This is a genomic window from Clavibacter davisi (genome assembly GCF_052751415.1).
In genome coordinates this window covers 1,248,257-1,261,090 of record NZ_CP199882.1, presented here as the reverse complement: position 1 = coordinate 1,261,090, position 12,834 = coordinate 1,248,257, and the positions used below count along the sequence as shown (strand labels likewise).

Annotated in this window: 15 protein-coding genes; 4 read left to right on the top strand and 11 right to left on the bottom strand. The window is 72.0% G+C overall.

Annotated elements, in window-relative coordinates; translation table 11 throughout:
* Positions 1-27: 27 nt before the first annotated feature.
* Entirely contained in the window at positions 28-1,014 is a 987-nt protein-coding gene (gene dapD / locus ACU4ZT_RS06030; protein WP_063072909.1) for a 2,3,4,5-tetrahydropyridine-2,6-dicarboxylate N-succinyltransferase, read from the top strand.
* 57 nt (positions 1,015-1,071) lie between these two features.
* Here dapD and ACU4ZT_RS06025 read toward each other — a convergent pair whose 3' ends face one another.
* Both ACU4ZT_RS06025 and ACU4ZT_RS06020 read right to left on the bottom strand, forming a co-directional pair.
* Positions 1,072-1,908, bottom strand: coding sequence for a PP2C family protein-serine/threonine phosphatase (locus tag ACU4ZT_RS06025; protein WP_063072908.1), 837 nt, complete (start codon positions 1,906-1,908; stop codon positions 1,072-1,074).
* On the bottom strand, positions 1,905-2,996 hold the full coding sequence (locus ACU4ZT_RS06020; protein ID WP_063072907.1) for an FHA domain-containing protein: 1,092 nt from the start codon (positions 2,994-2,996) through the stop codon (positions 1,905-1,907). The genes ACU4ZT_RS06025 and ACU4ZT_RS06020 overlap by 4 nt, the downstream gene beginning before the upstream one ends.
* 211 nt (positions 2,997-3,207) lie before the next feature.
* Here ACU4ZT_RS06020 and ACU4ZT_RS06015 point away from each other — a divergent pair, with 211 nt between their 5' ends.
* From ACU4ZT_RS06015 to ACU4ZT_RS06005, 3 genes are all read left to right on the top strand, one after another.
* Entirely contained in the window at positions 3,208-3,687 is a 480-nt protein-coding gene (locus tag ACU4ZT_RS06015; protein ID WP_063072906.1) for an Lrp/AsnC family transcriptional regulator, read from the top strand.
* 106 nt (positions 3,688-3,793) lie between these two features.
* On the top strand, positions 3,794-4,405 hold the full coding sequence (locus tag ACU4ZT_RS06010) for a methylated-DNA--[protein]-cysteine S-methyltransferase (RefSeq protein WP_270979306.1): 612 nt from the start codon (positions 3,794-3,796) through the stop codon (positions 4,403-4,405).
* Positions 4,402-4,995, top strand: coding sequence for a DNA-3-methyladenine glycosylase I (locus ACU4ZT_RS06005; protein ID WP_270979305.1), 594 nt, complete (start codon positions 4,402-4,404; stop codon positions 4,993-4,995). The genes ACU4ZT_RS06010 and ACU4ZT_RS06005 overlap by 4 nt, the downstream gene beginning before the upstream one ends.
* Positions 4,996-5,074: 79 nt before the next feature.
* Here the strand turns inward: ACU4ZT_RS06005 and yaaA are convergent, their stop codons facing one another.
* The 9 genes from yaaA to atpB all read right to left on the bottom strand — a co-directional run bounded on the left by yaaA (position 5,075) and on the right by atpB (position 12,816).
* The gene (gene yaaA, locus ACU4ZT_RS06000; RefSeq protein WP_445338351.1) at positions 5,075-5,830 is read right to left on the bottom strand and encodes a peroxide stress protein YaaA; all 756 of its coding nucleotides are present in this window, start codon (positions 5,828-5,830) and stop codon (positions 5,075-5,077) included.
* A 102-nt stretch (positions 5,831-5,932) separates the two neighbouring features.
* Complete coding sequence (locus ACU4ZT_RS05995; RefSeq protein WP_012037856.1) at positions 5,933-6,202, bottom strand: F0F1 ATP synthase subunit epsilon; 270 nt, start codon at positions 6,200-6,202, stop codon at positions 5,933-5,935.
* 1 nt (position 6,203) lies between these two features.
* Positions 6,204-7,664: a F0F1 ATP synthase subunit beta gene (atpD, locus tag ACU4ZT_RS05990; RefSeq protein WP_445338349.1), complete on the bottom strand. Its 1,461-nt coding sequence runs from the start codon at positions 7,662-7,664 to the stop codon at positions 6,204-6,206.
* A gap of 36 nt (positions 7,665-7,700) precedes the next feature.
* Positions 7,701-8,600 (bottom strand): F0F1 ATP synthase subunit gamma, encoded by a 900-nt coding sequence (locus ACU4ZT_RS05985; protein WP_063072903.1) that lies wholly within the window; start codon positions 8,598-8,600, stop codon positions 7,701-7,703.
* A gap of 49 nt (positions 8,601-8,649) precedes the next feature.
* Positions 8,650-10,287, bottom strand: a complete 1,638-nt coding sequence (gene atpA, locus ACU4ZT_RS05980; RefSeq protein ID WP_063072902.1) for a F0F1 ATP synthase subunit alpha — start codon at positions 10,285-10,287, stop codon at positions 8,650-8,652.
* Positions 10,288-10,342: 55 nt separating this feature from the next.
* A complete protein-coding gene (locus ACU4ZT_RS05975; RefSeq protein ID WP_063072901.1) occupies positions 10,343-11,134 on the bottom strand; it encodes a F0F1 ATP synthase subunit delta in 792 nt (263 codons plus the stop codon).
* On the bottom strand, positions 11,134-11,703 hold the full coding sequence (locus ACU4ZT_RS05970; RefSeq protein WP_063072900.1) for a F0F1 ATP synthase subunit B: 570 nt from the start codon (positions 11,701-11,703) through the stop codon (positions 11,134-11,136). The genes ACU4ZT_RS05975 and ACU4ZT_RS05970 overlap by 1 nt, the downstream gene beginning before the upstream one ends.
* 11 nt (positions 11,704-11,714) lie before the next feature.
* On the bottom strand, positions 11,715-11,945 hold the full coding sequence (gene atpE, locus ACU4ZT_RS05965; protein WP_063072899.1) for an ATP synthase F0 subunit C: 231 nt from the start codon (positions 11,943-11,945) through the stop codon (positions 11,715-11,717).
* 46 nt (positions 11,946-11,991) lie between these two features.
* Positions 11,992-12,816 carry a F0F1 ATP synthase subunit A gene (gene atpB, locus ACU4ZT_RS05960; RefSeq protein WP_414146366.1) on the bottom strand — a complete coding sequence of 275 codons (825 nt, stop codon included), beginning with the start codon at positions 12,814-12,816 and terminating at the stop codon, positions 11,992-11,994.
* Positions 12,817-12,834 lie beyond the last annotated feature (18 nt).

Below are 12,834 nucleotides of genomic sequence, written 5' to 3'. Positions count from 1 at the left end.
GCGCGCGCCGATCGGTACGCTGGCCGCATGGCCTCCCCCGCTTCGCCCTCGTCCGCCGTGCCCGCATCAGGATCCGCGTGGGGCTACGGCCTCGCGACGGTCGCCTCCGACGGGACCGTGCTCGACACGTGGTTCCCGGCGCCCGAGCTCGGCGCCCTGCCGGAGGGCCGCGACCGCTGGATCGCACCGGCGTGGATCGAGGAGCTCGCGGTCGCGGACCCGCGCCGCGGCGTCACGGTCGACATCGTCACCGTCGAGATCGACCTGCAGGCCGCGCCCGCGTCCACGCCGGACGCGTACCTCCGCCTGCACCTGCTCAGCCACCTGCTCGCGGCGCCGAACACCCTGAACCTCGACGGCATCTTCGGCCACCTGCCCATCGTCGTGTGGACCAACGCGGGCCCCGTGCACCCGGACGACTTCGACCGGCTCCGGCCGTCGCTCCAGCGCGCGGGCATCGCCGCGCACGGCATCGACAAGTTCCCGCGCCTGCTCGACTACGTCACGCCCGACCGCGTGCGCATCGCCGACGCCTCGCGCGTGCGCCTCGGCGCGCACCTCTCCCCCGGCACCACCGTCATGCACGAGGGCTTCGTCAACTTCAACGCCGGCACGCTCGGCGCCTCCATGGTCGAGGGGCGGATCACGCAGGGAGTCGTCGTCGGCGACGGCTCGGACATCGGCGGCGGCGCGTCCATCATGGGCACGCTCTCGGGCGGCGGCACGCAGCGCGTCGTCATCGGCGAACGGGCCCTGCTCGGCGCGAACTCGGGCGTCGGCATCTCCATCGGCGACGACAGCGTCGTGGAGGCCGGCCTCTACGTCACGGCCGGCACGAAGGTGCGGCTCGCGGGCGAGGCGCCCGCCGCCGACGGGTCGGTGCCGCAGGTGAAGGCCGTCGAGCTGTCCGGCCGTCCCGGGATCCTGTTCCGCCGCAACTCCCTGACGGGCGCCGTCGAGGCGGTGCCGCGCCGCGGCGGCGGGTCGATCCTGAACGACGCGCTGCACGCGTAGCGGGACCGCCGAGCGGTCGGACCGGTTCGGACCGGTCGGACCGGGTCGACCTCGCGGTCAGCGGCGCAGGCCGCGGCGGCGCGCGGGCTCGGGTGCCTCGGAGGGCGGCTCGATCCGCAGGACGTCGACCACCACGGCCGTGACGTTGTCGCGCCCCCCGTTCCCGAGGGCGCCGCGCACGAGACGTCCCACGGCCGTCGCGGCGTCGTCCGCGTGCAGCAGGTGGCCGCGGATCTCCTCGTCCGACAGCTCCTTCGTCAGCCCGTCGGAGCAGACCAGCAGCCGCAGCCGTGCGGTGACGGGCAGCAGCCAGTAGTCGGCCTCGGCCGCGTCGCCGACGCCCACCGCCCGCGTGATGATGTTGCCGTCCGGGTGCAGGTCGGCCTGCGCGCGCGTGATCCGGCCCGCGTCGACCATCTCCTGCACCACCGAGTGGTCGACCGTGACCTGCTCGAGCACGTCTCCGCGGAGCTGGTACACGCGCGAGTCGCCCACGTTGAACACGGCCCAGTACGGCCGGTCGGAGACGATGGTGAGGCACGCGCCCGTCACGGTCGTGCCCGCGTGCAGCTCGAGGTCGCCGGTCTCCTCGCGGATGTCCTCCACCGCGCGCTCGAGGGCCGGCTCCACGCCCTCGGGATCCGCGAACCCGCCCTCGGCCCGCGCCTGCTCCTCGGCGAGGCGTCGGATGACGGCGTCGCTGGCGACGTCGCCCGCCGCGTGACCGCCCATGCCGTCCGCGACCGCGAAGTAGGGCACGGCGGCGAGGACGCTGTCCTCGTTGTGGTCGCGGCGGAGCCCGCGGTCGGTGGCGGACGCCCAGCCGAGCACGAGCGTGCGCCCGTCGGGCAGGGCGAGGCGCGTCTCGGGGACGTCGGGGCCGATGGCGGTCATCGGGCCGGCAGGATCTCGAGGACGACGCCGTCGCCGATGTCCACGCGCGTCCCCGGGACGACCACGAGCGACTCCCCGCGGTGCAGCGCGAGGCGCTCGGCCCCCGGCACGAGCACCGCCGTCCCGTTCGTGGAGTCGAGGTCCGTCACGACGACCGCGCCGCCCTCCTGCCGGATGCCGACGTGCGTCCCCGAGATCTCGCCCAGCGGGGACGCGACGGCGACGAGCCGCGGGGCGGCGCCACGCACGACGCGCGGCGGGCGCGGGCGGCGTCCGACGACCGCGGGCACGTCGAGGGGGATGCGCTCGGCGTCCGCCGGTCCCTCCGGGTCGCTGCGGCGGGCGGGGTCGGCCGGCACGATGCGGAACGCGTGGACGGGCAGCGGGGCGAGGTCGCCGTCGCCCGCCGGCGCCGTGGGGATCGCGGCGGTCGGGGCCGCCGCGGATCGCGCGCGCGCGGAGGCCTCGGAGACGGCGGGCGCAGGGGCTGGGGCGGTCGCGGGCGGGACGGCGTGGGCCGGCTCCGGCGCCTCCGCGGGTGCCGCCGCCTCCGCGTCCGGACGCGCGTGCGCGCCCCGGCGACGACGGCCGGACGGCGGCGCGTCCCCGGCGAGCCGAGACCAGGCGACCTGTCCGCAGACCACGGCGCCCGCCAGGATCGGCAGCGCGTCCAGGACGTCCGCCGCCACCGCATCGGCCGTCCGGCCCAGACGGTAGGCCGCGACCCGGTCGAGCGTCGCGAGGTAGAACGGGACGGCTCCCCGTGCGTCGATCCGGCGGATCCCGCCGTCGGCGGCGACGTCGATCACGGCGTCGCCGCGCAGCACCACCTGGAGGCGCGCGCCGTCCGGTCCGTCCCCGTCGTGGACCGCGATGCCGAACGAGGGGACCTCCGCGTCGCCCCGCAGCGGCAGCACGGCGACGAGGGACTCCGCCTGCACGTCGGAGCCCGCCAGGATGTCCCAGACCCGCGCGACCGCTCCGGATCCGACGCCCGCGGGCAGGAGCACCGCCGCGTGCGGGACGACCAGGCCGATGCCCTCGGGGCCCGCGGAGGCCGGCGCGGAACGGTGGGAGCCCTCGCTCACGTCATCGGCTCCATCGAGGATCGGCGCCCGGAGGGGCGGGTCGGCGCCGGGCCCCGGGCGGCCGGACGCGCTGCCTCGGATCCTACCGCTCGTGCGCCCCGCACCGGGTCGCGCGGCGATGGCGTGACGCGGCGGATGATCCGCTCGGTCGCGCGGGCGCCGGGCCGCGGATCCGGTTGCCCGGCCTCCCTCGGACTGCCATGCTCGTGCGATGAGCACGCCGCACCGCCCCTCCGCCCGCGGGCTCCCCGTCGACGCGATCTCGCGCTCCATCGTGGAGCAGCTGCGCGCCGACGGCCGCCGGTCGTACGCGGAGATCGGCAAGGCGGTCGGGCTGAGCGAGGCGGCCGTGCGCCAGCGGGTGCAGAAGCTCACCGACGGCGGCGTGATCCGCATCGTCGCGCTCACGGACCCGCAGCAGCTCGGCCTCACCCGCCAAGCGATGATCGGCGTGACGGTCAGCGGCGACGTGCGGCTGGTCGCCGACGCCCTCGCGGCCATCCCGGCGGTCGACTACGTGGTCATCACCGCGGGCACCTTCGACCTCCTCGCCGAGGTCGTGTGCGAGGACGACGACGAGCTGGTGGAGCTGCTGAACGCGCGGATCCGGGCGCTCGAGGGCGTCGTCAGCACCGAGACCTTCGTGTACCTCAAGGTGCACACGCAGGACGGGCACGGGCGATCGCGGTGAGGCGGGAGACGTCCGGCCGGCTCCTCCCCCGCCCGCGTGGTCGACGCGGATCCCCCAGCCTTCCACCCGCCCGGATCCCCCGCCCCGCAGCCCCTACGTTCGCCGCATGACCGCTCCCCCCGCCGCCGCCCCCGCTCCCGCCGCCGCCCGCCCGAGGGCGGTCCCTGCCGATGTCGCTGCCGCTGCCGCTGCCGGGAGCCGGCTCCGGCCCGCGCGCGGCACCCTCGCGCCGGGTCACGCGCTGCTGCGCATCCCCTCCCCGGTCGGGCGCCTCGAGCTCGTCGCGGACGGCGACCGCCTCGTCGCGCTCTCCATCGCCACCGCGGACGCGCTGCCGCTCGACCACCTGCCCGACCGGCCGAGCCCGGTGCTCGACGAGGCGGCCCGGCAGCTCGACGCGCACCTCGCCGGTCGGCTGCCGGTCCTCGACGTCCCGGTGCGGCTGGTCGGGACGCCCTTCCAGCTGGCCGTCTGGGAGGCGCTCATGCGCGTGCCCCACGGCGGCGTCATCACCTACGGCGCGCTCGCGGAGGCCGCCGGTCGCCCGGGTGGCGCCCGCGCGGTCGGCGGGGCGGTCGGAGCCAACCGCCTCTGCATCCTCGTCCCCTGCCACCGTGTGCTCGGCTCCGACGGCCGGGTCACGGGGTTCAGCGCGGGGGACGGCGTGTCCACGAAGCTGCGCCTGCTCGCCCTCGAGGGCTCGGTGCTGCCGTCATGACCCGGGCCTCCCTGGTCACGGGCGAGGACGGCCTCGTCCGCTGCGCGTGGTCCGCGGGCGACGCCGAGTACCGCAGGTACCACGACGAGGAGTGGGGCCGGCCCCTGCACGGCGACCGCCCGCTGTTCGAGAAGCTGTCGTTGGAGGGCTTCCAGGCCGGCCTGGCCTGGATCACCATCCTCCGCAAGCGCCCGCGTTTCCGCGAGGTCTTCCACGGCTTCGACGTCGACGCGGTCGCCGCCCTGGACGACGACGACGTCGAGCGGCTCATGGGCGACGCCGGCATCATCCGCAACCGCGCGAAGATCCTGGCCGCCCGCGGCAACGCCCGGATCGTCCGGACGCTCGTCGACGAGCGCGGCGCCGGCGCGCTGGACCGCCTGATCTGGGCGCACGCCGCGGATCCGACGACGCGGGAGCGCCCCGCGACCGCGGACGACATCCCGGCGGTGACCCCGGAGTCGACCGCCCTGAGCCGGGAGCTCAAGGCGCTCGGCCTGCGGTTCGTGGGCCCGACCACCGTCTACGCGCTCATGCAGTCCTCCGGCCTGGTCGACGACCACGTCGTCGGCTGCCACCGGGCGGCCTGATCCGGCCGTCACCCGCGAGCGCGAGCCACGGCGCTCAGGGCTCGGGGCTCGCCCCCCCCGTGCGGGATCCGAGCGACCGTCAGCGGGCGGCGGCTACGAGCACCAGCTCGCCGTCGGCGCCGCGGTCGAGCTCGACGCCCGACTCCCCTGCCCACTCGAGGAGCTCGGCCACCGAGCCGAGGTCCTGCCCGCCGAGCACGAGGGCGCGCACGAGCTCGCCCTTGGCCTTCTTGTTGAAGTGGTTGAGGGCGCGCGTCGTGCCGTCCTCGCCGCGGGCGACCACCCGCACGACGGCGGAGTCCGCGTGGCCCGGACGCGGGCCGAGCGCGGCGTAGCCCTCGCTGCGGAGGTCGAGCACGAGCCCGGGCACCTCGGCCAGGGCCGCGCGGACCGACGCCGCCCAGTGCGCCTTCATCCGCACGCCGGGCAGGCGGCTGTCGTGCGACAGGCGGTAGGCGGGGATGGGGTCGGTGGCGGCGATCGGGCCGAAGAGCGCCGAGTGCACGGCGACGTGGCGTCCGGCGAAGGCGAGCTGCTCCGCATCGAGGCCCGCGGCGCCGATCGGGTCGTACAGCACCCCCGTGTAGCGCAGGAGCGCGGGCATCGTCGGGGACGACTCCACGACGCGGTTCCGCTCCACCTCGGCGGCCTGCCGCGGCCCGAGCTTCAGCGCACGCGCCGCCGCCTCCGGATCCCGCGCGAGGTCCGCCACGGCCCGCACCACGGTCCGGCGCTCGGCGGTGAGCGCGGGGAACGCCAGGCGGTCGAGGTCGAGCGGGGAGGCCGCATCCCCTCCGTCGCGCTTGGTCTCGGACGGCGGCAGCAGGACGAGCACGGGACGGGACCTCCAGGACGGGACGGATGGCAGGCGGACGCACGAAGGCGGACGGCCCCCGAGGGGACCGCCCGCCTTCGGACGATGCGACGTGACGTGACGCTACGCGACCAGAGCGGCCTTGCGCGCGACCACGGTCACGTTGTCGTTCTCGACCGAGAGGAAGCCCTCGTCGGCGTCGGCCGTGATCACGGCGCCGCCGTCCTGCGTGATGCGGACGTTGCCGGTCGCGAGGATCGCCAGGAGCGGCTCGTGACCGGCCAGGATGCCGATCTCGCCCTCGCTGGTGCGCGCGACGACCATGGACGCCTGGCCCGACCAGACCTGCTGGTCGGCGGAGACCACGGTCACCGTGAGATCAGCGCGGGCCATGTCAGCCGTTCTCCTTCTGGATCTCGGACCAGCGGCGCTCGACGTCGTCGAGGTCGCCGACGTTGAAGAACGCCTGCTCGGCGACGTGGTCGTAGTCGCCGTCGGCGATCTTCGAGAACGACTCGATGGTGTTCTTCAGTGGCACCGTGGAGCCCTCGACGCCCGTGAACTTCTTCGCCATGTACGTGTTCTGCGAGAGGAACTGCTGGATGCGGCGCGCACGCGACACCGTGACCTTGTCCTCCTCGGAGAGCTCGTCGACGCCGAGGATCGCGATGATCTCCTGCAGCTCCTTGTTCTTCTGCAGGATCGCCTTGACGCGGGTGGCCGTGTCGTAGTGCGCCTGGCCCAGGTACCGCGGGTCGAGGATGCGGCTGGTGGACGTCAGCGGGTCGACGGCCGGGTAGAGACCACGCGACGCGATCTCGCGGCTGAGCTCCGTGGTCGCGTCGAGGTGCGCGAACGTGGTGGCCGGGGCCGGGTCGGTGTAGTCGTCCGCGGGGACGTAGATGGCCTGCAGCGAGGTGATGCTGTGGCCGCGCGTCGACGTGATGCGCTCCTGGAGCACACCCATCTCGTCGGCGAGGTTGGGCTGGTAGCCCACCGCGGACGGCATGCGGCCGAGCAGCGTGGAGACCTCGGAGCCGGCCTGCGTGAAGCGGAAGATGTTGTCGATGAAGAGCAGCACGTCCTGGTTCTTCACGTCGCGGAAGTACTCCGCCATCGTGAGCGCGGACAGCGCCACGCGCAGGCGCGTTCCCGGCGGCTCGTCCATCTGGCCGAAGACCAACGCGGTCTTGTCGAAGACGCCTGCCTCCTCCATCTCCATGATGAGGTCGTTGCCCTCACGCGTGCGCTCGCCGACGCCGGCGAACACGGACACGCCGCCGTGGTCCTGCGCGACGCGCTGGATCATCTCCTGGATGAGGACGGTCTTGCCGACGCCCGCTCCGCCGAACAGGCCGATCTTGCCGCCCTGCACGTACGGGGTGAGGAGGTCGATGACCTTGATGCCGGTCTCGAACAGCTGCGTCTTGGACTCGAGCTGGTCGAACATCGGGGGCTTGCGGTGGATGGGCCAGCGCTCGGTGATCTCGATCGGCTCGCCGCCCTCGTTGTTGAGGATGTCGCCCGTGACGTTGAACACCTTGCCCTTGGTGATGTCGCCGACGGGCACCGAGATGGCGGCACCGGTGTCGCGCACCTCCTGGCCGCGGACGAGGCCGTCCGTGGGCTTCAGGGCGATGGCGCGCACGACGTCGTCGCCGAGGTGCAGCGCGATCTCGAGCGTGATCTCCGTCGCCTCCTCGCCGATGGTGATCGTGGTCTTCAGGGCGTTGTAGACCGGGGGGATCGAGTCGTGCGGGAACTCGATGTCCACGACCGGGCCGGTGACGCGGACGATGCGTCCGACGCCGGCCACGCTGTCGCTGGCGACCGGCGCAGTGGCGGTGTCAGTCATTGATGTCTCTCTTCTTCATCCGTGGTGCGTGAGGTCTTACTTGCTGGAGGCGAGCGCGTCCGCGCCGCCGACGATCTCGGAGATCTGCTGCGTGATCTCGGTCTGGCGCGCGTTGTTCCGCAGCCGGGTGTAGGTGGTCACGAGCTTGTCGGCGTTGTCGCTCGCCGACTTCATGGCCTTCTGGCGTGCGGCGTGCTCGGAGGCGGCCGACTGCAGCATGGCGTTGAAGATGCGGCTCTCGATGTAGACGGGCAGCAGCGCGTCGAGCACGTCGCCCACCTCGGGCTCGAACTCGTAGAGCGGGAGGACGGTGCCCTTCTCGGGCGCCTCGACCCCCTCGACGACCTCGAGCGGGAGGAGCCGCACGACCTCGGGCTTCTGCGTGGCGATCGACACGAAGCGGTTGAAGACGATGTGGATCTCGTCCACGCCGCCCGCCGACGCCTCGGTGACGAACTTCTCCACGAGCGCGTCGCCGATCGACTTCGCGGTCTCGAACTCGGGCTTCTCCGTGCTGCCGGTCCAGATGCGCTCCGAGGAGCGCTTGCGGAACTTGAAGTACCCCACGGCCTTGCGGCCGACGAGGTAGTAGACGATCTCCTTGCCCTGCGAGCGGAGGAGCTCGGCGAGCTGCTCCGACTCCTTCAGGACGCTGGAGCTGAACGCGCCGGCGAGGCCGCGGTCGGAGGCGAAGATGACGATCGCCGCCCGCTCCACCTTCTCGGGCTCGGTCGTGAGGATGTGGTCGACGTTGGAGAACGTCGCCACCGCCGAGACCGCGCGCGTGACGGCGCGGGAGTACGGCGCGGACGCCGCCATCCGCTGCTGCGCCTTCTGGATGCGCGACGCGGAGATCAGCTCCATCGCGCGGGTGATCTTCTTCGTCGTCTGCGCGGACTTGATCTTCTGCGTGTAGACCCGGAGTTGCGCTCCCATGAGTCTCCCTATCGGTCTCGGTCGGTGGCGGATCGGTGGGGCGAGCGCGTCAGCGCTTGCCCTTGACGATCTGCTCCTGGTTGACGTCCTCGGCCTTGGCGGGCTCGAACTTCTCGGATCCCACGGAGGCGAGCGGCTTGCCCTCGCCCGTCTGGAACTCGAGCTTGAACGCGTCCACTGCCTTGTCCATCGCGTCGACGATGTCGTCGGTGAGGACGTTCTTCTCCTTGAGCTGCGACAGCACCTCCGTGTTGCGGTGGAGGTGGTCGAGCAGCTCGCGCTCGAAGCGGAGGATGTCCTCGACGGGGACCTCGTCGAGCTTGCCCTTCGTGCCCGCCCAGATCGAGACGACCTGCTCCTCGATGGGGAACGGCGAGTACTGGGGCTGCTTGAGCAGCTCGGTGAGGCGCGCGCCGCGGGCGAGCTGACGACGGCTGGCCGCATCGAGGTCGGACGCGAAGATCGCGAACGCCTCGAGGGAGCGGTACTGCGCGAGCTCGAGCTTGAGCGTGCCGGAGACCTTCTTGATGCTCTTCACCTGGGCGTCGCCGCCGACGCGGGAGACCGAGATGCCGACGTCGACCGCGGGACGCTGGTTGGCGTTGAAGAGGTCGGACTGCAGGAAGATCTGGCCGTCGGTGATCGAGATCACGTTGGTGGGGATGTACGCGGAGACGTCGTTGGCCTTCGTCTCGATGATGGGCAGGCCCGTCATCGAACCGGCGCCCAGCTCGTCCGAGAGCTTGGCGCAGCGCTCGAGCAGGCGGGAGTGCAGGTAGAACACGTCGCCGGGGTACGCCTCGCGTCCCGGCGGACGGCGCAGGAGGAGGGAGACGGCGCGGTAGGCCTCGGCCTGCTTGGACAGGTCGTCGAAGATGATGAGGACGTGCTTGCCGCCGTACATCCAGTGCTGGCCGATGGCCGAGCCCGTGTAGGGCGCGAGGTACTTGAAGCCGGCGGGGTCGGACGCGGGGGACGCGACGATGGTCGTGTACTCCATGGCGCCGGCCTCCTCGAGGGCGCCCTTCACCGAGGCGATGGTCGAGCCCTTCTGGCCGATGGCGACGTAGATGCAGCGCACCTGCTTGTTCGTGTCGCCGGACTCCCAGTTGGCCTTCTGGTTGATGATCGTGTCGATCGCGATGGCCGTCTTGCCGGTCTGGCGGTCGCCGATGATGAGCTGGCGCTGGCCGCGGCCGATCGGGATCATGGCGTCGATGGCCTTGATGCCGGTCTGCATGGGCTCGTGCACGCTCTTGCGCTGCATGACGCCGGGCGCCTGGAGCTCGAGGGCGCGGCGGCCCTCGGTCGCGATCTCGCCCTGTCCGTCGATGGGCTTGCCGAGCGGGTCGACGACGCGACCGAGGTAGCCGTCGCCGACGGGGACGGAGAGCACCTCGCCGGTGCGGCGCACCTCCATGCCCTCCTCGATGCCGGCGAACTCGCCGAGCACGATGACGCCGATCTCGCTCTCCTCGAGGTTCTGGGCGAGGCCCAGGGTCCCGTCGGCGAACGTGATGAGCTCGTTGGCCATGACGCCCGGCAGGCCCTGCACGTGGGCGATTCCGTCGCCCGCGTCGAGCACGTAGCCGACCTCTTCGGTCGAGGCCTTGCCGGGCTCGTAGGACTGCACGAAGTCCTTGAGCGCGTCCCGGATCTCGTCGGGGCTGATCGAAAGTTCTGCCATCTTCTTTCCCTTTGCATTCACGAGAGCGGACGGCTCCCGAGGTGACGCCCGCCGGTCAGGCGAACTGGAGTCTCAAATCGTTGATCCTGGTGGCGACGCTGCCGTCGATGACGTCGTCGCCGATCTGCACGCGGAGGCCGCCGACGAGGTCGCGGTCCACGACCTCGTTCAGCTCCACCCGCCGCGAGTAGCGGCGGCTGAGGGCCTGCGCCAGGCGCTCCGACTGCTCGGGCGACAGGGGCGAGGCGACGCTGACCGTCGCGATGGTGAGGCCCGCCTGGTCGGCCACGAGGGCGGCGGCGTGACGGATGAGCTCGCCCATGCGGCGGCCGCGGGGCTGCTGCACGAGCTGCTCGACGATCACGACCGTCTGCTCCGATGCCCGGCCGTCGAGGAGACGGTGGACGAGCGTCGACTTGGCCCGGGCGTCGCCGAGCTTGTCGCCGAGCGCCAGCTCCAGCCCGTCGTCGGTGGAGACGGCGCGGCCGAAGGTGAACAGCTCCGCCTCGATGGGCGTGCCCTCGGGCGCCGAGATCGCCACGGCGCGGATGCCGAGCTCCTCGATGCCCGCCAGCAGCTCGTCGTTCGACGACCAGCGGCCGTCGACGACCGCGCGGAGGACGCGCAGCGCCGGCTCGTGGACGGTGGGGCCGAAGACCCGGTCCACGATGGCGTGCTTGACCTCCGGCGCGATGCCGGTGTCGGCCAGCGCGGAGAGCAGGTGCGTGGATCCGCCGATGGCGCGACCGGCTCCGAGGAGCTGGCCGGCCGTCGACAGGTCGACGCCCCCGAGCCCCACGAGGACGCGACGGGCCGACTCCAGCGATGCGCGCGATGCACTGCCCATCAGCTGGCGGATCCGGTCCTGCCGGCGGTCTCGCTGGCCTCCAGGTCGGCGAGGAACCGGTCGACGAGCGCGGTGGAGCGCTGGTCGTCCGTGAGGCTCTGTCCGATGACGCCCGACGCGAGGTCGATCGCGAGCGATCCGACCTCGGAACGGAGCGAGACGACCGCCTGCTGGCGCTCCGCCTCGATCTGCGACTGGGCGCTGGCGGTGATCCGGGCGGCGTCGGCCGTGGCCTGCTCCTTGATCTCCGCGGCGATCGCCGTGGCGTCGACGCGGGCCTGCTCGCGGATGCGACCGGCCTCTGCACGCGCCTCGGCGAGCTGCGCTGTGAGCTCGGCCTTGGCGGCGTCCGCCTCGGCCTGCGCGCGCTCGGCCTTCTCGATGCCGCCCGCGATCGCCTCGGTACGCGCGTCGAGCAGCGTGTACACGCGCGGGAGCGCGTACTTCCAGATGACCAGCAGGAGGACGACGAACACGACCGCCGACCACATGATGTCGTAGACAGCGGGCAGCAGGATGCTCTGCGTCGTCTCTTCACCTGCCGCCATCACGTTGTGGGACGAGATCATGCGCGTGGTCCTTACTGGAAGATGAAGTAGGTGGCGAGGCCGATCAGGCCGAGCGCCTCGGAGAACGCGATGCCGAGGAACATCGTGGTCTGCAGGCGGCCCGCGATCTCAGGCTGGCGCGCGATGGCCTCGACGGTCTTGCCGGCGACGATTCCGACACCGATGCCGGGGCCGATCGCGGCGAGACCGTAGCCGACGGTCGCGATGTTGCCGTTGATCTCGGCGAGAATGATGGGATCCACTGGGGTTTCCTTCCGGTTGGGTGATCTCGTGGGTGGACGAGATCGCTTAGTGCTCCTCCGCCACGGCCAGCTGGATGTAGACAGCCGTGAGGAGGGCGAAGATGTAGGCCTGCAGGACCGCGACGAGCAGCTCGAAGAGCGTGAACGCGAAGCCGAGGACGAGGGTTCCGGCGCCGAGGAACTTGAGGGCGCCCTGCGACTCGAAGAGGAAGAACCACGTCGCGGAGAAGCAGAGGACCAGCAGGAGGTGCCCCGCGACCATGTTCATCAGGAGTCGGAGCGTGAGCGCGACGGGCCGGATGATGAAGGTCGACAGGAACTCGATGGGCGTCAGCAGGATGTAGATGGGCCACGGGGCGCCGGCCGGGAAGAGGCTGTTCTTGAAGAAGCCCAGCCCCCGGTCCTTGATGCCCGCGTAGATGAACGTGATGTACGCGATGACCGCGAGGAGCATCGGGAGGCCGATGACCGAGGTGCCGGCGATGTTGAGGAACGGGATGATGCCCGTGAGGTTCATGCCGACGACGAGGAAGAAGATCGTCGCGAGGATCGGCAGGAAGCGCTTGCCGTCCTTCTTGCCCAGGATGTCCTCGGCGATGTTCACGCGGACGAAGTCGACGCTCATCTCCATGAGGTTCTGCGCGCGGCCGGGGACGAGCGTGAGCTTGCGCGTGCCCAGGACGAAGACGACCACGAGCACCGCGAGGACCAGGAGGCGGATCAGCATGATCCGGTTCAGGTCGAAGCCCGTGCCCTCGAAGAAGGCGATCGGCGGGAAGAACTCCCCGATGGTGGGAGCGTGGAACCCCTCACCCGAGTCTTCAGCGGCGAGGGTGATGATGCGTGGTGCAGCGATGGCTAACAGCGCTATCTCCTGTTTCGGGGCGTG

Coding starts and splice junctions, on each gene's coding strand:
- dapD (WP_063072909.1), top strand. CDS start 28: ATGGCCTCCCCCGCTTCGCCCTCGTCCGCCGTGCCCGCATCAGGATCC.
- ACU4ZT_RS06025 (WP_063072908.1), bottom strand. CDS start 1,908: ATGACCGCCATCGGCCCCGACGTCCCCGAGACGCGCCTCGCCCTGCCC.
- ACU4ZT_RS06015 (WP_063072906.1), top strand. CDS start 3,208: ATGAGCACGCCGCACCGCCCCTCCGCCCGCGGGCTCCCCGTCGACGCG.
- ACU4ZT_RS06010 (WP_270979306.1), top strand. CDS start 3,794: ATGACCGCTCCCCCCGCCGCCGCCCCCGCTCCCGCCGCCGCCCGCCCG.
- ACU4ZT_RS06005 (WP_270979305.1), top strand. CDS start 4,402: ATGACCCGGGCCTCCCTGGTCACGGGCGAGGACGGCCTCGTCCGCTGC.
- ACU4ZT_RS05995 (WP_012037856.1), bottom strand. CDS start 6,202: ATGGCCCGCGCTGATCTCACGGTGACCGTGGTCTCCGCCGACCAGCAG.
- atpD (WP_445338349.1), bottom strand. CDS start 7,664: ATGACTGACACCGCCACTGCGCCGGTCGCCAGCGACAGCGTGGCCGGC.
- ACU4ZT_RS05985 (WP_063072903.1), bottom strand. CDS start 8,600: ATGGGAGCGCAACTCCGGGTCTACACGCAGAAGATCAAGTCCGCGCAG.
- atpA (WP_063072902.1), bottom strand. CDS start 10,287: ATGGCAGAACTTTCGATCAGCCCCGACGAGATCCGGGACGCGCTCAAG.
- ACU4ZT_RS05975 (WP_063072901.1), bottom strand. CDS start 11,134: ATGGGCAGTGCATCGCGCGCATCGCTGGAGTCGGCCCGTCGCGTCCTC.
- ACU4ZT_RS05970 (WP_063072900.1), bottom strand. CDS start 11,703: ATGATCTCGTCCCACAACGTGATGGCGGCAGGTGAAGAGACGACGCAG.